The organism is Acinetobacter sp. 24-47-47, assembly GCF_057737035.1.
On record NZ_CM173216.1, the window covers coordinates 222083 to 240712 of the forward strand.

Below are 18630 nucleotides of genomic sequence, written 5' to 3' on the forward strand. Positions count from 1 at the left end.
ATCAAATTAAGGCTTAATCAAACCATAACGAATTGCCAAATGCGTCAGTTTGACATCACTATCGATTCCTAATTTTTCAAATATACGATAGCGGTAGGTATTCACTGTTTTTACGCTAACAAAGAGTTTGTCTGAAATTTCTTGGGCACTAATACAATTCACAACCATCATCGCGACTTGCATTTCACGTTCAGAAAGTGCGTCAAAAGGAGAGGTTTGTGTATCAGATAAATAAGAACTCGCAAGCTGTTCAGCAATATCTGCACTGAAGTATTTACCACCTTGCATGACTTTATTAATTGCACGCACCATTTCTGTGATCGGAGCTCCCTTCGTGATATAACCACGAGCCCCCGCTTTTAACAGTAGTGATGGATAGGGTTCTTCCGCTAGGCCACTGACGGCGAGAACTTTAGTGTCAGGTGCTGTTTGTAATAAACGGCGAGTGGTTTCTACGCCACCGATACCAGGCATATTCACATCGAGCAAGACGACATTAGGGTGGTGTTGACGAACAAGACTAATTGCTTCTTCACCGGACTCTGCTTGACCAATGACTTGAATATCTGCTTGATCTTCAAGCATACGACAAATACCTGTACGAACTAACTCATGGTCATCTACCACTAATACCGTGATCACAAACACCTCCTCTGAAATCTATTCTTACTTTTTTGTTACATGATGCAAAAATTGCTTGCATTGGACTAACAAAAATAGCAATGCTATTCCTAATCTTTACTAAAATACTGTGCATAATCACGTGGTTTAATATTAATCACGTTTGTACCTAAATGTAAGTCATATTTGAGGTGATTAGCAATGATGCAAAATGCCTCCGTAAGATGAGTAAGTTATCGTGAAAAAACAGAAATTAACGCTAATGCATGTGCTGACTACATCAGTACTACTCTCTATGAGCTCATTGAGCTTTGCAGAATTAATTAATCATGCTAATTCTGCACCGGGGCAGGCGAGCATCAGTTGGTCATCTGAAGATGCAAGCCAATTCTTAAATAATGATAGTCTCAAAGCTTCTACTTCCTCTTCAGAAGAGTATACACCTCAAGCAACAACCACGATTACAACAACAATTCGTAAATCTACAGGCCCTGCGACCTCAACATCACCAACCTCTCAGATTCTTGATAACAGTCGCTATAGTAATCAACCTTCTGTGAACGCGCGTGCAGCATTGGTCATGGATGCAAATACGGGTGAAGTCTTATTTAGTAAGAACACGAATACTGCTCTACCGATTGCGTCTGTTACAAAATTAATGACAGCTGTTGTGATCGCAGATGCACAATTAAATATGTCTGAAAATATTACGCTGCAAAGCATTGATTTTGCAGGTGCGGGTGGTAAAAACTCAAGCTCGACATTGCGTGTAGGTGACACAATGAATCGTGCTGAAGCCTTATTATTCGCTTTAATGAAATCTGAAAACCCTGCAGCTGCGGCTTTGGCTCGTACATATCCAGGAGGTCGTGCGGCTTTCGTCTCTGCTATGAATAATAAAGCACGTGCCTTAGGGATGCATTCATCTAAATTTACTGAGTCTACAGGTCTAGATCCTCGCAATGTTGCTTCTGCGCGGGACTTGGGCATCTTGGTGAGTACCGCATCACAGTACGGTCTTATTCGTCAATTTTCTACGACGCCAACCTATGATTTTAACCTCGGTTATCGTGTGTTGAAATCGAACAATACGAACTCTCTCGTTCGTAACGGTGGCTGGAATATTAACATTTCAAAGACGGGATTTATTAATGAGGCTGGGCGCTGTGTGGTGATGCATACGACTTTGAATAATCGTCCAGCTGTAGTTGTGCTTTTAGGAGCAAGCAATACTCAAGCTCGTAATGATGATGCTGTTCGCTTAATGCGTTGGACCAGTCAGTTACCACGTGCGATCTAGACCATAAATAAAAAACCCTGCAGATGCAGGGTTTTTTATGATGCAATCTTACATATTAGACAAAATTGAATCGCGTACTTGATCCATCGTTGCATCAATTGAAAGCATGACTGCATCAGAACACTGTTTGATAGCAGTATCAGGATCTTTAAGACCATTACCAGTTACAGTACAAACAATGACTGAACCTTCAGCAATTTTACCCGCTTTAATATCGCGGATTGCACCACCAATCGAAGCTGCAGAAGCAGGCTCAACAAATACACCTTCATACATAGAAAGCAAACGTTGAGCTTCTAAGATTTCAGCATCTGTTAATTCATCAAACCATCCTTGAGAGTCACGTACTACCGCTTTCGCATGGTTCCAGCTTTGTGGGTTACCAATACGGATTGCTGTTGCAACAGTTTCAGGGTTTTGAACAGGTGCACCACGTAAGAATGGTGCTGCACCAGAAGCTTGATAGCCAACCATCGTCGGTAAACCTTCAGGTTTAGGACCAGTGAATTGATCAGTTTCAGCATCATAAATTACTTGCTCAAATTGATCCGCAGGTTGGTTTGCAACAGCTTCTGTATAACCCATCCAGTGTGCAGTGATGTTACCTGCGTTGCCTACTGGTAAGCAGTGATAGTCAGGTGCACGACCTAATTCATCAACGATTTCGTATGCAATCGTTTTTTGGCCTTGTAAACGGTAAGGGTTGATTGAGTTTACGATAGTTACAGGGGCTTGGTCAGCAACTTCTTTAACAAGGCGCATACCGTCATCGAAGTTACCACGAATTTGCATTGTGATCGCACCATACATCATTGCTTGAGCCATTTTACCCATTGCAATTTTGCCTTCTGGAATTAAAACGAATGCTTTAATACCAGCGCGAGCAGCATAAGCGGCAGCGGCAGCAGAGGTATTACCTGTAGATGCACAGATAATCGCTTTAGAGCCTTCTTCAACCGCTTTAGTGACTGCCATGGTCATACCACGGTCTTTAAATGAACCAGTCGGGTTTAAGCCTTCGTACTTCACATAAATTTCAACATTTTTGCCAATTAAACGTGGAATATTCGCAAGCTTAATCAGTGGTGTATTACCTTCGCCTAGGGAGATTGCACGAGTAGTTGCAGACACTGGTAAACGGTCGCGATAACGGTCAACTAAACCAGTGTAACGATTGGCATTAGACATGATGATGTTCCAATTGTGTGTAGAGCTGGAGAGGGCAGCAGTACCCTCTACCCGAGATGATTAATTATCAAGCGATTCTAAACGAATTCGTACAATTTCGCCATGGATGACGGGTAATGCTTGAATTTGTGAAAGCGCTTCATCCATTTTTGATTCAACAATAGGATCTGTCAGAATCACGATAGGAATAAGGTCTTTTAAGCGAGGTTGCTGCATAATGGCATCAATACTGATTCCTGCACGACTCAAGATCGTAGTAACTTCAGCAAGTACGCCTGTTTGATCTTCAGCATTAATACGGATGTAGTAACCCGTTGTCATTTCTTCACGACTTAGAATTGGTAAGTCTGTGAGTGCTTCAAATGCTAATTGTGGAATAGTTCCAGCACCGTCTTCAGTATAAGAAATGTCACGAACGATATCGACAACGTCAGCAACTACGGCAGAAGCAGTTGGACCAGCACCAGCACCAGCACCATAATATAAAGTTGGGCCGACTGCGTTCGCTTGTACGAGAACAGCATTTTTAACGCCGTTTACATTTGCGATCAACTGGTCATCTGGAATGAGCGTTGGGTGAACACGTAGTTCAATGCCTTTTTCTGCACGACGTGCAATACCTAAATGCTTAATACGGAAGCCAAGATCTTCAGCATACTTCACATCTTGAGCAGTAACTTTACCAATTCCTTCAGTAAAAACTTTATCAAATTGAAGTGGAATACCAAATGCACAAGATGCAAGAATGGTTAACTTGTGAGCAGCATCAATCCCTTCTACATCAAAGGTTGGATCTGCTTCAGCGTAGCCAAGATCTTGCGCTTCTTTCAAAACGTCAGCAAAAGCACGTCCTTTTTCACGCATTTCACTTAGGATAAAGTTGCCTGTACCATTAATGATGCCTGCAAGCCACTCGATTTTATTGGCAGCTAAGCCTTCACGAATTACTTTGATAATTGGAATACCGCCAGCAACAGCTGCTTCATAGGCGATCTGCACAGCATTGTCTTCAGCAAGTTTAAATAATTCGTTACCATGTTCAGCTAAAAGCGCCTTATTGGCAGTGACAACTTGTTTGCCATGAACAATTGCTTCTTTGATGACTTCATAAGCAGGGTGAATACCACCCATGACTTCAACAACAACATCAACATCAGGTTGACGAACGATATCAAGAAGGTCGGCACTTTGTTTAACTGAGTCTGGAAGATTTAAATCTGGGCGAGGGCGACGAGTACCCACATAAGTAATTTGAATTTCACGACCGGTGCGACGTCTAATTTCAGCAGCGTTTTCTTGTAATAGTTTAAGGGCACCACCACCTACGGTTCCTAGACCGAGTATTGCCAGACGAACTGGTTTCACGTCACACTCCAAAAAATATGTAAAATTTTATTGAACCTAGATCATAGCTAAAAAAAGAGGCAGACTCTAGGGTCAATCGAGTTAAATATTGATGTATAAAAAGCAGTAATTTATCTCATAAATATTAGTTATTTAAGCTACGTAGTATTTCATCTGCTGTCATGTATCCACCAAGATAAACACCTTCTAAGCTGTAAATTGCAGGCGTTCCATTTACACCCATTTTTAAACCCATTTGGTATTGATCTTTAACAGGATTTTCACAGTTGGTATTGTTTAATTGTTGACCTGAAATAGCTTGATCAAATGCAGTTTTACGATCTTTACTACACCAGACACTTTCCATTGCTGGGAAATACTGTTCTCCACGTGGCCACGCGATATAACGAACTTCAATTCCTTTAGAATTGATTTCATCCATATGTTCATGCAATTTATGGCAGTAAGGGCAGCTGATATCTGTAAAAACGTAAACGATATGTTTGGTTTTAGATTTAGCTGGATAAATAATGAGATCTTCAGCTTTTAACTGGCTTAGTAATCCTTTACTCAATGCCGACTGGAAGGATTGTCCAATATCTTCAACTTTTTTATTACCTAAACGTAGTAAATCACCTTGGAAAATATATTGACCATCTGCAGTAGTGTATACCGCAGTCATACCCTCTAAATTGACCCAGTAAAGATTTGGTACTTCGGTTGGTTTAATCTCGATAATTTTGGCATTGATATTGGCAGTTTTAAAATTTTTCTCTAACTTTTGAATCAAGCGTTGTTGCGCATTTCGCTCAGTTAAATTTGATGCTTGGCCCGTTGCTGGTGCAGTTGCCGTTAAAGTACCATCAGATTTTTGCGTGTCTTCAGATTTGGAGCATGCACTCATAAAAAGCGTCGTTGCAAGGGTAGAAGCGAATAAAATTTTCGAACGGGTAAATAACATAAACAACCCTTTTAAAGTTTTCAGCATTATTTTTACTGTGCTAAGCATAACAAAAAATATTCTCAAATCGTAAATTATAGCTCAGTGCTACAAAATTCAGATCGATGACTTAGCCACGGGGATGATGCTGAGCATGAAGTTGTTGCATGCGAATTTGTGCAACATGCGTATAAATTTGGGTTGTCGATAAATCACTATGCCCGAGGAGCATTTGTACCACTCGGAGATCTGCACCGTGATTGAGCAGGTGAGTTGCGAAAGCATGTCTTAATGTATGGGGGGATAGCTCTGTCGCTATACCTGCTTGGAGGGCATAACGTTTGATGGCATACCAAAAGTTTTGACGGCTCATAATCCCGCCATGTTGGGTCAGAAATAAGTAATCTGTAGCACTTTTATAGAGTTGTGGACGAGCTTCTGCTAAATATTTTTCAATCCATTCCACAGCAATTTGCCCCAAAGGAACTAAACGTTCTTTATTTCCCTTGCCCAAGATTCGCAAAAAACCCTGATTGAGATTGATGTGATCTATTCTTAAATTAATCAGTTCGCTCACGCGTAAACCACAAGCATAAAGGACTTCAAACATCGTGCGATCACGCAAGCCTAACGCTGTGTTTGTATCTGGTGCTTGAATGAGTGATTCAACATCTTGCTCAGATAAATCTTTAGGTAACGCTCGTCCTAACTTGGGTGTTTTATGTGCGGCTATAGGATTATCTGTTCTTAAATTTTGCTCTCTTAAAAATTTATAGAAAGACCGAAGTGCCGATAAAGTGCGAGCAATTGATCGAGGACTTTTCCCTTGTTTGGTGAGCTCAATCAGTACATCTGAAATATCATCATGTGACCATAAGGTCATGGGGCTGGTTAACAGAGTACTGCATTGGACTAAATCTGTGAGATAGGCATTTCGGGTGTGTGGGCTAACAGACTGAGCGATTAAATAATCTCGAAATCCGTGTAAGAACGAAAGTTGTTCTGGAATTTGAATGGGTGCAGGAACTCGAGGTTTCTTATTAATCATAGGGATATTCGATTGGGAAATTCGATTGATTTAATTGAGATTATCTAATGTAGTGTAATTTTCTATGCATGTCGATGTGTTATAAGAAGATGCGAATCATTCTTGATGAGAGTGCGGTAATAATTCTCATTTGTATGTATACTGTTCAAAATTTTTTAGGGTTAGGTACGGTGCGTTTATCTGATTTGAAAGTCAAACAATCTGCCATCATTACGCAAGTGCATCGCACTGTAGATGGTACTTCTACAGATATGGTGGCAAGTCGTTTAGAAACGCTAGGATTTGTTTCCGGAACTAAAGTACAAGTCATTACGAAAGGACTGTTTGGCGGCGATCCAATTCTCGTTCAAGTGGGTTTTACTCGCTTTGCCTTAAGAAAAAATGAAGCACAAAAAATTGAAATAGAAGGAGTGTCGGCATGAGCGATGCGTTGCGTGTTGCCCTTGTTGGTAATCCTAACTGTGGTAAAACTTCATTATTCAATCATTTGACTGGAACACGCCAAAAAGTAGGTAACTATGCAGGTGTAACCGTTGAGCGAAAAATTGGTCACTTCACGCTAAACTCAGGTAAAGCGGTTCGTGTTTTAGACTTGCCAGGAACGTATAGTTTAGACGCAACTAGTCCAGATGAAGAAATCACCCGTGATGTTGTTTATGGGAAAATTGCGGAAGAAGGTCATCAAGATGCATTTTTATGCGTTGTTGATGCAACCAATCTGAAGTTGCACCTTGGTTTAGTTTTGGAGTTGATCCAATTGGGTCGTCCAATGCTACTCGTACTTAACATGATGGATGAAGCTCGTCGTCGTGGAATGCAAATAAATACCCAAAAGCTTTCTGAGCGCTTAGGCATTCCAGTTGTAGAAACGGTTGCTGTACGTCGCTCAGGTATTGAAAACCTGATGAATGCGCTAGATCATGGCAAATATGCTGTTCCTCAAACTGAGCTGACAGGTTTGAAAGGATCTGATCACGACAAAGTTGAAGCGATTGTCAAAGATGTCGTTCAATTTGTTGAATTTGATGATAAACGTTCAGTTTTTCTCGATAAAATCTTTCTGCACCCTGTATTTGGTCTATTCAGTTTAGCGGTGATGATGTTCGTCATTTTCCAAGCAGTTTTTGCTTGGGCGGCACCCTTCATGGATGGTATTGAGACGTTCTTTGGCTGGTTGGGTGAAGTTGTTGGCGAGAATATTGCCCATCCATTACTCAATAGTTTAGTGGTTGATGGAATTATCGCGGGTGCTGGTGGTGTAGTTGTCTTTTTGCCTCAGATTCTCATCTTATTCTTTTTTATCTTGGTGCTTGAAGAATCAGGTTATTTACCCCGAGCGGCATTCTTACTTGATAAGTTGATGTATAAAGCAGGTCTTTCGGGACGTGCATTTATTCCATTACTGTCAAGTTTTGCCTGTGCAATTCCTGGAATCATGGCATCACGGACTATTAGTGATCCAAGAGACCGTTTGACCACGATCTTTGTTGCACCATTGATGACTTGTTCAGCTCGTTTACCCGTCTATGCGTTGTTGATTGCAGCTTTTGTTCCTTCTCAAATGGTTTGGGGACTATTTAACCTTCAAGGTTTAGTGCTGTTCGGTCTATATATGGCAGGGATTGTGAGTGCACTGATCGTATCGTTTGTGTTGAAGTTTTTCCAAAAAGATAAATCTCAACATATGCTATTGATGGAACTTCCAAGCTATCGTTTTCCAGATTTGAAAAATGTGTGGATTGGTTTGCTTGATCGAGCAAAAATCTTTTTAAAGCGAGTCGGTGGAATCATCTTTGCGCTTTCTATTTTATTATGGTTCTTGTGCACATTCCCACAACCACCTGAGGGTGCAACATTACCTGCGATTGATTATTCATTTGCGGGGATGTTAGGTCATTTGATGCAACCAATTTTTGCGCCATTAGGCTTTAATTGGCAGATTTGTATTGCCTTAATTCCAGCCATGGCTGCGCGTGAAGTTGTCGTTGCTGCTTTAGGCACGGTGTATGCTTTGTCTGCTGTTGATGAGGATGCGATGTCGGAAGGCTTGGCATCACTGATTAGTAGTGGTGGGGATTTGGGCTGGTCTTTAGCAACAGGATTATCACTTTTGGTCTGGTTCATTTATGCACCACATTGTTTGGCGACATTAGCGACAGTGAGACGCGAAACAGGTTCTTGGAAGACAGTTGGCTTTATGACCGTCTATTTATTTGGTTTAGCGTACTTTATGTCGTTCTTGACCTATCAAGTCGCGACCAGCGTGTTAGCTTAAATCTGAAGAGTTGAGGAGACTGAGATGATTGAAATTCTAATTATTACGGCATTGGTCCTTTGGAGTGCATTGGTCGTATTCAAAAAGGTTTTTCCACAGACGTCAAATTCAGTCTTTGTGAAACTGTCAGATGCTACGGAAAGAAAAGGGTGGAAGGCACTATCAAAGTGGCTTAAACCCAAAATGACTGCTGGATGTGGCGGAAATTGCGCTTGTCCTGTTTCAGACAAGGAAACACCCAAGTTAAACCCTCAAGCTGTGAAATGGAAGTAGTTTACTTCAATAAAAAAACCGCCTAAATTGGCGGTTTTTTTACGCATGGACACAAAATAATGTCAAGATTATGAAATCAAAAAAAGCATTCAAAGCAGCAAAGTGCTAACATTTCGGCAGTTTCTAATTAGACTAAAATATGGGGCAGAAATGTTAATACAGCGTGGTGGATTAAAAGTTGTCGCAGGACTCGGAATTTCGGGTGTTGCTGCGGTAAATTTTCTACATGAAAAAGGCTATCACGTTGCAGTAACAGATTCGAGGACCTCTCCACCTGGACATGATCAAATTCCACCTGAAGTCCAAACTAGCTTTGGGAAATTTGACGAAGAAATGTTGTTGTCTGCTGAGGAAATTATTATCAGTCCAGGGCTTGATCCTAAACTGCCAGTGATTCAAACAGCACTTGCACAAGGCATTCCTGTTGTCAGTGAAATTCAAATTTTACGACGTGCGACTGAAAAGCCTATTGTTGCAATAACAGGTTCTAATGCAAAAAGCACAGTGACCACCTTGATCGGCTTAATGGCGAAATATGCAGGCAAGAAAGTCGCTGTAGGGGGGAATTTAGGACGTCCAGCCTTAGATTTAACCAAAGATGATCCAGAGCTATATATCTTAGAACTATCCAGTTTCCAATTAGAAACTACATCGAACTTAAATGCTGAAGTTGCTGTCGTCTTAAATATGAGCGAAGACCATCTCGATCGTCATGGCGATATGATGGGATATCACACTGCCAAACATCGTATTTTTCAAGGTGTCAAGAAAGTGGTCTTCAATCGGGATGACTCTTTGACACGTCCTTTAGTACCTGATGCAACGCCAATGCAGAGTTTTGGGCTCAATGCACCAGATATGAATCAGTATGGTGTACTCAGAGATACTGATGGCACGATGTGGTTAGCAAGGGGGCGTGAACGTTTATTGAAAAGTTCTGAGATGTATATTCAAGGGACACACAATGTCGCAAATGCACTTGCGTGTTTAGCCTTAGGTGAAGCGATAGGTCTACCATTAGAGGTCATGCTGGAAACTTTGAAAACCTTCAAGGGGTTGGAACATCGCTGCGAATTTGTCAAAGAAGTGCAAGGTGTTCGTTATTATAACGACTCAAAAGGTACAAATATTGGGGCAACCTTAGCAGCATTAGACGGCTTAGGTGCGGCGATCGCAGTACAGAAAGCTAAAGTTGCCATCATTTTAGGTGGTCAAGGTAAAGGGCAAGATTTTACTGCTTTAAGAAAATCATTAACGGAATTTGCAAAACTCGCGGTACTCATTGGTGAAGATGCGCCAGTGATTGAACAAGCAATTCAAGGCACAACCACAATTCTTCACGCTACATCATTAGAAGAAGCAGTAAAATTATGCCAAGCAAATACACAGCAACATGATGTGGTATTGCTTTCGCCGGCATGTGCAAGTTTTGATATGTTTACTGGTTATCCACAACGCGGACATCAATTTGTTGCTTGTGTGAATGCGCTGCACGAAGAACAATAAGGACGAAGATATGGCTGAGTCAGCTCAGACAACGATTGATAAAGTGAATAAAATTTACCAACGTTGGTTACCACGTATTCCAAGTGAAATTACATCAAGGAATGTTCTAATTTTTTGTGTGATTGCACTGCTCTGTATTGGAACGGTGATGGTTGGTTCAGCTTCTATGCCTTACGCAGAAAGATTGCATGAAAATCCATTCCACTATGTCATCCGCCATGCCATATCCATCGTGGTTGCGTTTATCGCAGCAATTTTGGTTTATCGTGTTTCGTTAAATACCTGGTTTAATAACACATTTCCGTTATGGATGATGACTATGGCATTGCTTGTCGCGGTGTTATTAGTCGGTTCGGAAGTGAACGGTTCGACGCGTTGGATTCGAATCGCAGGATTTACCTTCCAGCCTACTGAAGCTGCGAAAGTGATGATGGCTATTTTTACTGCAGATTATGTTGTCCGTCGGGCAGAAGAAGTGCGGAATAATGTGAAAGGGCTGGCACGGTTAGCAACAGTAATGCTATGTACAGTTGGTTTGATTATTGCTGAACCTGACTTAGGTGCAACGGTAGTGGTTGCCTTAACGATGTTAGGGGTGTTCTTTCTTGCAGGTGCGCCACTAATCCAGTTTGGTATTGCATTGGGTGCCATTATCATGGCATTTGTAGTGCTGGTTGTGTTCGAGCCTTATCGTTTCGAGCGTTTAATGTCTTTTACCAATCCATGGGCAGATCCTTTAGGTTCTGGTTATCAGCTTTCAAATGCGCTTATGGCCTTTGGACGTGGTGAATGGTTAGGGGTAGGCTTAGGCCATAGTATTCAAAAAATGTCTTATCTCCCTGAGGCGCATACGGACTTTATGTTGGCTATTTTGGCAGAAGAGTTCGGTTTCATGGGCATTACGGTTGTTCTCGCACTGTCATTTCTTATGGTGGGTGCGTGTATTCGAATTGGGCATCGTGCCATTCAACATCAATTCTTGAGAGCGGGTTATTTGGCTTACGGGATTAGCATTATTTTTGTTCTGCAAATTATGGTAAATGCTGGCATGAATATGGGGCTGCTCCCAACAAAAGGTTTAACTTTACCATTTATTAGTTATGGTGGTTCATCTCTGATTATGTGTGCTGTCATGGTCAGTTTAATGCTGAAAATTGAAGCAACAACCCAAGAAAAGAATCAGGCTAAGGAAGTATCTAGCTTTTAAAATACACGATTGTATCTTAAGCATTCAAATCTGATGATGGTGGGGTACTATTTTGCTGCAACACCATTGTTGGCATATGTGTGCCACAGTTTAAACAGGTGACTTGACCAGATTTGGGTTTTGATAGTGGAATCAATGGAATAAAAAATAAAGAAAAATAATTGCGTTGTTGTTTAATTTCATAATTGCTATATGTACGACAGACTGGGCATAGAAATTGCCCCTTTTCCGTTTTGATGGTTTTAGGTCCTACCCCAAAAATAAAAAACATAATGAACTCCTGATTAATCTATCTAAATGGAATTCAAAAACATTTTCAGCTGAATAACAAGCATGATTCTGTATGGACACTATTCAAAAACACCTTGTATGGTGGTGCTAACTGGAATTTTCTTACGATCCCATTGTTGAATTGCCTGTAGAAGCATGCGATTTGGTTGATCTAGATCAACGGGATCTTGTCCTAATGCGTGAATAGCTTTGTTCAAGAGTTGGGGGGCTTGGGTGAGATCAAGCGCTACAGCTAAATTTTGCTTAGAAAGCTTTGTGCCATCTTTATTCATTGCTAGGGGCAAATGCATATACTGAAGTTCAGGGTAGCCCAATAATCGCCCTAACCAAATTTGTCGTTCAGTATTATCCAGCAAATCAGCACCACGCACAACATGAGTCATTCCTTGTAGATAATCATCCACAACCACGGCGAGCTGATAATTAATAATACCGTCGCGACGTTTAAGAACAAAATCTCCTAATTCATTGGTCAAATTCGAGCAATGCTGACCTTGTAAAAGATCCTCAAAACAAATCAACTCGTTTGATGTTTTAACCCGAATGGCTTGTTGATCGTGTGGTAGTTTTAAATCGCGGCAAGTACCGCTATAGATATGATTAGAGCCTAAGATTTTTCGTGTACATTGGCAGGCATAGGTGAGGTTACGTTGCTGAAGATCGTTTAAGACAGATTCATAGATGTTTAAACGGTCTTTTTGAAAGATAATTTCGTCATCAAACTCGAAACCGAAAGCTTCAATACATGACAAGATATGTTCTTCACTACCAGGATATATGCGAGGGATGTCTGTATCTTCAATTCGTACAACCCATTTGCCTGCATGAGATCTTGCTTCACAATAGCTTGCAACAGCTGTAATGAGTGATCCAAAATGAAGAGGGCCGGTTGGCGATGGCGCAAACCGACCCACATAAGCCATCCTGTTGTCCCCCTCCTTTATCAAAGGAGGGATTAGGGAAGGATTATTAAATAACATGATTAACCGTTATTTTGTTTCTCTTTAATTTCAGCTAAAGTTTTGCAATCAATGCAAAGCGTCGCTGTTGGACGAGCCTCTAAACGACGTAAGCCAATTTCGATCCCACAGGTTTCACAGAAACCATAGTCATCATTTTTGATTGCTTCGATAGATTGTTCAATTTTGCGAATTAACTTGCGTTCACGGTCACGAGTACGAAGCTCAATCGCAAACTCTTCTTCTTGCGTTGCACGGTCATTTACATCAGGCAATGCAGTATTTTCATCTTGCATTGTATTTAATGTTCGATCCACTTCTGACATTAACTCGTCTTTCCATGCCAATAAAATTTGACGGAAATGCTCAAGTTGACCTTCAGACATGTATTCTTCATTTTTTTTCGGCTGATAAGGCTCGATGCCAAATAGACTCGCTGTAGTACCGCCTTCGGAAGTCTTTGGCTTGGTCTTACGCACGCGTTTTACTTTTTCAGCAACTACGTTGTTTTCTTCCAAGACTTGATTTTGGTTGTCATTCGCCATAAAGGGCATTCCTCATCATATGCGTGTTTGCGTACGCAAAAAATATGGTGATATGCAAGTGTTTTTATCGCTTCCGATAGATTGTTGCTATCGGGGGCGTCATCATATAGATTTTTTATCAAAGATGAAAGCTATGAATATCTGTTTTGGACTGTTCAGATTCCATTCGGACAGATAACTTAATCCAAAACACTTTAAAAGAAAAGCTAATAACCTGAAATTTCTTTATTAATATTTTGCGCGAAATTTTGTAGGCGATGAACACGTGTTTCAAAGCTACCGTCAGTTTTCAGTAGTAGGCTGCGATAGCCTGGTGCAAGGTCATCAAAGGCAAAATCTTCAGTCTTTGGTTTAAACTGAACGGAGGTGGAGGGCGTTGATAAAAATTGAATATTTTTCCAAACATTCAACGAATCTTGGTGCACATGTCCAAAGATCACTGCTTGAATGTGTTGATACTCTGCCATGATCTGGGTCAATTGATCTGAATTTTTTAAGATGTGTCGATCAATCCACTTGGACTTCATTTCAAGTGGGTGATGATGACACGCCAAAATGACAGGGTGCTGCTGTGTTTCCTGAAGAATCATTGATAAATGATTCAATTGTTCTGCTTTAATCCAACCATCTACTTTGTGGGGCACAGCACTATTTAATAGGACGATTTTCCACGTTTCGAAAGTTAACACGGCCGGTATAGGATCAGGCGCTGCAAAAGGAAAATATTCGGCATCATCATGATTCCCTGGAATTTGATAAAACGGAATATTCAAATTTTTCATGAAACTCAAATATCGCTGATAAGTTGCCTCATGTGGTACCTGTGCCAAGTCACCTGTATGAATAATCGCATCAATGTCTTGATAGCGATTTAAAATATCATTGATCACTGCATGAAAACTTTGTTCAGGATTTATCTGAACAAACGGCGTGTCAGGATGATCCATGAGATGAGTATCGGTAATTTGGATAATGAGCTGATCATTTTTATTCTGTTTGATTAAAGGCGTCATAAATTACCTCAGCGCTATAGAGGTAGTGGCAATGTGCTGTTTGAGCCATTGCAGAGCCATGATGACAGGTGCATTACACAATCGTTTGGATGCCAATAATGGTTCAAGATCTGAATAAGCTAAGATATGCAGTTGGATATTCTCACCTTCATCTGGCATACCATGAATACCGCCTTGCTCAGGAAGATCTGCTTCTGCAACATACAAATGAAAAACTTCATCGCACGCACCAGCAGAAGGGTAGAAGGTAAATAAATGTGCCAGATTACGAATTTCACAACCAGATTCTTCTAAACTCTCACGCTGAATGCATGTTTCAGGTGATTCATCGCCATCTAATACGCCTGCAATGATTTCTAGTTGCCATGGGGAGATAGGATCATCGATTGCACCAATTCGGAATTGTTCAATCAGTGCAAAGCGCTTGAGTGCATCATTGTAGATGAGTACACCAGCAGCTTCTTTTCGATGCACTAATTCACGATGAATTGTTGGGGTATAAGTATTCTCACCAAATAAACGATGTGTGATGCTCACTTTCTCTATACGAATGAATCCTTGATAAAGGGATTCGCGAGAATGGACCTTAAAATCTTTATTATTGTAGGTGGCTTTTTCAAGAATTTTCATTCGTATACGTTAGGACAAAAATTTATTTCATCCTAACTGAGATTGCATTAAAGAAAAACAGATTTTTTAATTTTTACAGCTTCTGATACAACTTTTGTCCTTGCTTATGATACTCATTTTTCATGGCGTTGAGACCTGATTCAATCTCTTGATTTAACTTGAGATCTAGGTTATCAGACTGCTGATTTTGAGCGTATTCACGCACATTTTGGGTAATCTTCATTGAGCAAAATTTAGGTCCACACATCGAACAGAAATGCGCTGATTTATGTGCCTCTTTAGGCATGGTTTCATCATGCATACTACGTGCCGTATCAGGATCTAAACTTAAGTTAAATTGATCTTCCCAACGAAACTCAAAACGTGCTTTTGAAAGCGCATTATCACGGACTTGAGCACCTGGGTGTCCTTTGGCGAGGTCTGCAGCATGTGCTGCAATTTTATAGGTGATAATGCCATCTTTGACGTCCTTTTTATTGGGTAGACCTAAATGCTCTTTAGGTGTTACGTAACAAAGCATCGCTGTTCCATACCAACCGATCATGGCTGCACCAATTGCTGAAGTAATATGATCATAACCAGGTGCAATATCTGTTGTTAATGGTCCTAATGTATAAAAAGGTGCTTCTTTGCAAACCTCAAGTTGTAAATCCATATTTTCTTTAATCATATGCATAGGAACATGACCAGGACCTTCAATCATGACTTGCACATCGTGTTCCCAAGCTCGATGGGTTAATTCTCCTAATGTACGCAGTTCGGAAAATTGGGCTTCGTCATTGGCGTCTTGAATGCACCCAGGGCGTAAACCATCACCTAAGCTGAATGAGACATCATAGGCTTTCATGATCTCGCAGATTTCATCAAAATGGGTGTATAAGAAATTTTCTTTATGATGTGCAAGACACCACTGTGCCATGATTGAACCACCGCGTGAAACGATGCCCGTTAAGCGATTGGCTGTGAGAGGAACATAGCGCAATAAAACACCAGCATGAATCGTGAAGTAATCAACCCCTTGCTCAGCTTGTTCGATTAAAGTGTCTTTAAAAATTTCCCATGTAAGATCTTCTGCTATTCCATCCACCTTTTCTAATGCTTGATAAATCGGAACAGTTCCAATAGGTACAGGGGAGTTTCGAATAATCCACTCGCGTGTTTCGTGAATATTTTTACCCGTAGATAAATCCATGATGGTGTCAGCACCCCAACGTGTTGCCCATGTCATTTTTGCCACTTCTTCATCAATGGATGAACCCAGTGCTGAGTTGCCAATATTGGCATTGATTTTCACTAGGAAATTTCGTCCGATAATCATCGGTTCGAGTTCAGGATGATTGATATTGGCAGGAATAATGGCACGACCTGCAGCGACTTCTTGGCGTACAAATTCGGGTGTAATTTCTAATAAATTTTTTGCACCAAAGTTTTGACCAACATGTTGGCGAGTATCCACACCTTCGCGCTGTTTTTGGTTTTCTCGAATCGCAATGTATTCCATTTCAGGCGTGATAATACCCTGCTTAGCATAATGCATTTGCGTAACGTTATGTCCTGGTTTAGCTCGACGAGGTTTCTGGATATGTGCGAAACGAATGCCAGCTGTACGAATATCTTGAAGACGTTCTCGCCCAAATTTTGAGCTTAATGTCGCGAGTTGTTCTGTATCTGCGCGCTCTTCAAGCCATGTATCTCTGAGGTTTGGTAGGCCTCGATTTAAATCAATTTGAATCTCAGGGTCGGTATAAACACCTGAAGTGTCATACACCAAAATGGCAGGATTATACTCACCGCCTAAGCCCGTTGGTGTATCGGAGAGTGCAATTTCACGCATGGGTACGCGAATATCTGGACGAGAACCTTGAACATAGACTTTTTTTGACGCTGGTAAAATGCGGGTGAGATCTTGAGCATCTTGCTCATGTTGAGCAGAGAGATCTGTATTTGAAAGATTCGTTAATTGGTTCATTGCAATGATCCTTATGAATGACATCAACGAATCAAGCACGACCAAAAACGGTGGCGGAATTATCCTGAATGAATAACCTAGAACAAAGTTTTTAGATGGCTTGATTCCTACGCAGGTATTAACCTGATCAGGTTCAACGGTACTCACCATCAAAACAATGTTTTAGGTGATCTCAGCGAGTTATTACTCGCGCTCCGTCAAGCGATGCCAAAATATTAACATATAAAGTCAGATTAAAGTCATCAGACTATGATGCATAACAAATTGCGTCTTTAAAGCAATTACGACGATTTTCAAGATCAACAGTTTTTAAGTTTAAATAGTGACTTAGCTGTATAAGAACTTGCGGATTTTGATCAGTCTGATTTGAAGTTAATTTACTTTTTTGTTGTGAATCCAGTTCGATAAATTTTAAGAAAAGTCTCGCTTGATCTGCTAAACGACTATTTTTCATATTTGCGAGTTGTTCGATTTCAGTTAAAGCATCGGGTGCAATTTCAACACGTCCTTCAAAATCATGAGAAACAGGATCATGTTTGAGACCTTTAAATAATAGATTTGAATAAAAATGATAAAGGTACTCTGCATCTAAACGGAAACTGCTTTGAGGGTATTTTTTTAGATAATTTTCCCAATACTGGGCACGTCTAGAAATCTCTTGTGCTTCAAGATGAAAATGAGGATCTTCAAATTGTGCTTGCTGATTTTGTTCAGCAAGTTCTTGCATAAATGCTTGTTCTGCCTCAGGGAAATAGGGGGCAAATACTCGTGCTAAATAATATGGGTTTCTTTGATAGGTTGCTTGGTGGTTAATATCGACGAGATCAATATACGCTTGACCCTTATGCCGAAGTAAATATTGATCTCTTGGATGTAATTTTTCAATTTGTGATTGTTGAATCGTCGGAAATTGCGACTGGTCATGAGCATATAAATCAAAAGCTTTTTGCTGATCAGCTGATCGATCTATACTTAAGAAATTTCTATACATGATGTCTGCCAAACCGATCAATTCTTTCTGTTCCTGAAAGGGCATTAAGGGAAGACAAAGTCGAATATCTTGATTGATTTGCTCAATGGCGAATGTAGTCCGTTGAGCAGTTATCCCGAGCATTTCTTTTTTGAGTTTTTGACAAATGAGGTTGAGATCAGGTGTGGTGTTCTGGTTTTGGGTTGGGTTTGGAGATTCAGTAGGTATTTCTTCGGAAATCGGTTTTTGACACGCAGTTAAGCCAAGACTTACGACCATAAGAGTCAATAATTGACGAATAGGCTTAAACGTGTGCAAAAATGACTTCATTGAGATATCAAAATACAGTTAAAGTGTGAAATGAGGCGCAAATAGATTTTCACCTATTTTAAAACCGTACAGTGAAATTTATTGTAGTTGCTTCGCAATCAAGCGTTAAAATAATGTATGAAAAACATACATCAATGCGCATAATTCAAAATAATTCTCCGGATTAAATGAAAAAATAATAAAATTGATACGTAAAAAGCTCGATTAAAGATTATATTTGC

General features: G+C 40.5%; 18 protein-coding genes and 1 riboswitch. Of the genes, 6 read left to right on the forward strand and 12 right to left on the reverse strand.

Annotated features, from left to right (window positions below):
- Positions 1 to 6: 6 nt before the first annotated feature.
- Positions 7 to 642 carry a response regulator transcription factor GacA gene (gacA, locus tag AC1M9E_RS01015; protein ID WP_092767334.1) on the reverse strand — a complete coding sequence of 212 codons (636 nt, stop codon included), beginning with the start codon at positions 640 to 642 and terminating at the stop codon, positions 7 to 9.
- Positions 643 to 859: 217 nt separating this feature from the next.
- Between gacA and AC1M9E_RS01020 the strand changes: the two genes are divergently transcribed.
- Positions 860 to 1921 carry a serine hydrolase gene (locus tag AC1M9E_RS01020; protein WP_143047408.1) on the forward strand — a complete coding sequence of 354 codons (1062 nt, stop codon included), beginning with the start codon at positions 860 to 862 and terminating at the stop codon, positions 1919 to 1921.
- Between the two features lie 48 nt (positions 1922 to 1969).
- Here AC1M9E_RS01020 and thrC read toward each other — a convergent pair whose 3' ends face one another.
- From thrC to xerD, 4 genes are all read right to left on the reverse strand, one after another.
- A complete protein-coding gene (gene thrC / locus AC1M9E_RS01025; protein ID WP_092767330.1) occupies positions 1970 to 3109 on the reverse strand; it encodes a threonine synthase in 1140 nt (379 codons plus the stop codon).
- Between the two features lie 60 nt (positions 3110 to 3169).
- Positions 3170 to 4474 (reverse strand): homoserine dehydrogenase, encoded by a 1305-nt coding sequence (locus AC1M9E_RS01030; protein WP_488224945.1) that lies wholly within the window; start codon positions 4472 to 4474, stop codon positions 3170 to 3172.
- A gap of 124 nt (positions 4475 to 4598) precedes the next feature.
- Complete coding sequence (locus AC1M9E_RS01035) at positions 4599 to 5414, reverse strand: DsbC family protein (protein WP_488224946.1); 816 nt, start codon at positions 5412 to 5414, stop codon at positions 4599 to 4601.
- A gap of 109 nt (positions 5415 to 5523) precedes the next feature.
- Positions 5524 to 6441, reverse strand: a complete 918-nt coding sequence (xerD, locus tag AC1M9E_RS01040; protein WP_092767326.1) for a site-specific tyrosine recombinase XerD — start codon at positions 6439 to 6441, stop codon at positions 5524 to 5526.
- 170 nt (positions 6442 to 6611) lie between these two features.
- Here xerD and AC1M9E_RS01045 point away from each other — a divergent pair, with 170 nt between their 5' ends.
- The 5 genes from AC1M9E_RS01045 (at position 6612) to ftsW (ending at position 11702) form a co-directional block, all read left to right on the forward strand.
- A complete protein-coding gene (locus AC1M9E_RS01045) occupies positions 6612 to 6863 on the forward strand; it encodes a FeoA family protein (RefSeq protein ID WP_488225190.1) in 252 nt (83 codons plus the stop codon).
- Positions 6860 to 8716 carry a ferrous iron transporter B gene (feoB, locus tag AC1M9E_RS01050; RefSeq protein WP_488224947.1) on the forward strand — a complete coding sequence of 619 codons (1857 nt, stop codon included), beginning with the start codon at positions 6860 to 6862 and terminating at the stop codon, positions 8714 to 8716. Before AC1M9E_RS01045 ends, feoB begins: the two co-directional genes overlap by 4 nt.
- A 24-nt stretch (positions 8717 to 8740) precedes the next feature.
- A complete protein-coding gene (locus AC1M9E_RS01055; protein ID WP_488224948.1) occupies positions 8741 to 8989 on the forward strand; it encodes a DUF6587 family protein in 249 nt (82 codons plus the stop codon).
- Between the two features lie 150 nt (positions 8990 to 9139).
- A complete protein-coding gene (murD, locus tag AC1M9E_RS01060; protein ID WP_481591487.1) occupies positions 9140 to 10495 on the forward strand; it encodes a UDP-N-acetylmuramoyl-L-alanine--D-glutamate ligase in 1356 nt (451 codons plus the stop codon).
- A gap of 10 nt (positions 10496 to 10505) precedes the next feature.
- Entirely contained in the window at positions 10506 to 11702 is a 1197-nt protein-coding gene (gene ftsW, locus AC1M9E_RS01065) for a putative lipid II flippase FtsW (protein WP_488224949.1), read from the forward strand.
- A 16-nt stretch (positions 11703 to 11718) separates the two neighbouring features.
- Here the strand turns inward: ftsW and AC1M9E_RS01070 are convergent, their stop codons facing one another.
- The 7 genes from AC1M9E_RS01070 to AC1M9E_RS01100 all read right to left on the reverse strand — a co-directional run bounded on the left by AC1M9E_RS01070 (position 11719) and on the right by AC1M9E_RS01100 (position 18409).
- Entirely contained in the window at positions 11719 to 11973 is a 255-nt protein-coding gene (locus AC1M9E_RS01070; RefSeq protein ID WP_035263916.1) for a zinc-ribbon domain-containing protein, read from the reverse strand.
- A gap of 79 nt (positions 11974 to 12052) precedes the next feature.
- On the reverse strand, positions 12053 to 12916 hold the full coding sequence (gene gluQRS / locus AC1M9E_RS01075; protein ID WP_481607872.1) for a tRNA glutamyl-Q(34) synthetase GluQRS: 864 nt from the start codon (positions 12914 to 12916) through the stop codon (positions 12053 to 12055).
- A gap of 59 nt (positions 12917 to 12975) precedes the next feature.
- Positions 12976 to 13497: an RNA polymerase-binding protein DksA gene (gene dksA, locus AC1M9E_RS01080; protein WP_035263919.1), complete on the reverse strand. Its 522-nt coding sequence runs from the start codon at positions 13495 to 13497 to the stop codon at positions 12976 to 12978.
- A gap of 206 nt (positions 13498 to 13703) precedes the next feature.
- Positions 13704 to 14510: a 3',5'-cyclic-AMP phosphodiesterase gene (cpdA, locus tag AC1M9E_RS01085; protein ID WP_481590437.1), complete on the reverse strand. Its 807-nt coding sequence runs from the start codon at positions 14508 to 14510 to the stop codon at positions 13704 to 13706.
- Positions 14511 to 14513: 3 nt separating this feature from the next.
- Positions 14514 to 15140 (reverse strand): NUDIX domain-containing protein, encoded by a 627-nt coding sequence (locus AC1M9E_RS01090; protein WP_481607871.1) that lies wholly within the window; start codon positions 15138 to 15140, stop codon positions 14514 to 14516.
- Positions 15141 to 15213: 73 nt separating this feature from the next.
- Positions 15214 to 17109: a phosphomethylpyrimidine synthase ThiC gene (gene thiC, locus AC1M9E_RS01095; RefSeq protein WP_481591483.1), complete on the reverse strand. Its 1896-nt coding sequence runs from the start codon at positions 17107 to 17109 to the stop codon at positions 15214 to 15216.
- 87 nt (positions 17110 to 17196) lie between these two features.
- Positions 17197 to 17316: riboswitch (TPP riboswitch) on the reverse strand.
- A gap of 40 nt (positions 17317 to 17356) precedes the next feature.
- A complete protein-coding gene (locus tag AC1M9E_RS01100; protein ID WP_481607870.1) occupies positions 17357 to 18409 on the reverse strand; it encodes a hypothetical protein in 1053 nt (350 codons plus the stop codon).
- Positions 18410 to 18630: the final 221 nt, after the last annotated feature.

Coding starts and splice junctions, on each gene's coding strand:
- cpdA (WP_481590437.1), bottom strand. CDS start 14,510: ATGACGCCTTTAATCAAACAGAATAAAAATGATCAGCTCATTATCCAA.
- murD (WP_481591487.1), top strand. CDS start 9,140: ATGTTAATACAGCGTGGTGGATTAAAAGTTGTCGCAGGACTCGGAATT.
- AC1M9E_RS01055 (WP_488224948.1), top strand. CDS start 8,741: ATGATTGAAATTCTAATTATTACGGCATTGGTCCTTTGGAGTGCATTG.
- AC1M9E_RS01070 (WP_035263916.1), bottom strand. CDS start 11,973: ATGTTTTTTATTTTTGGGGTAGGACCTAAAACCATCAAAACGGAAAAG.
- thrC (WP_092767330.1), bottom strand. CDS start 3,109: ATGTCTAATGCCAATCGTTACACTGGTTTAGTTGACCGTTATCGCGAC.
- xerD (WP_092767326.1), bottom strand. CDS start 6,441: ATGATTAATAAGAAACCTCGAGTTCCTGCACCCATTCAAATTCCAGAA.
- AC1M9E_RS01090 (WP_481607871.1), bottom strand. CDS start 15,140: ATGAAAATTCTTGAAAAAGCCACCTACAATAATAAAGATTTTAAGGTC.
- thiC (WP_481591483.1), bottom strand. CDS start 17,109: ATGAACCAATTAACGAATCTTTCAAATACAGATCTCTCTGCTCAACAT.
- AC1M9E_RS01035 (WP_488224946.1), bottom strand. CDS start 5,414: ATGTTATTTACCCGTTCGAAAATTTTATTCGCTTCTACCCTTGCAACG.
- dksA (WP_035263919.1), bottom strand. CDS start 13,497: ATGGCGAATGACAACCAAAATCAAGTCTTGGAAGAAAACAACGTAGTT.
- gluQRS (WP_481607872.1), bottom strand. CDS start 12,916: ATGGCTTATGTGGGTCGGTTTGCGCCATCGCCAACCGGCCCTCTTCAT.
- ftsW (WP_488224949.1), top strand. CDS start 10,506: ATGGCTGAGTCAGCTCAGACAACGATTGATAAAGTGAATAAAATTTAC.
- feoB (WP_488224947.1), top strand. CDS start 6,860: ATGAGCGATGCGTTGCGTGTTGCCCTTGTTGGTAATCCTAACTGTGGT.
- AC1M9E_RS01100 (WP_481607870.1), bottom strand. CDS start 18,409: ATGAAGTCATTTTTGCACACGTTTAAGCCTATTCGTCAATTATTGACT.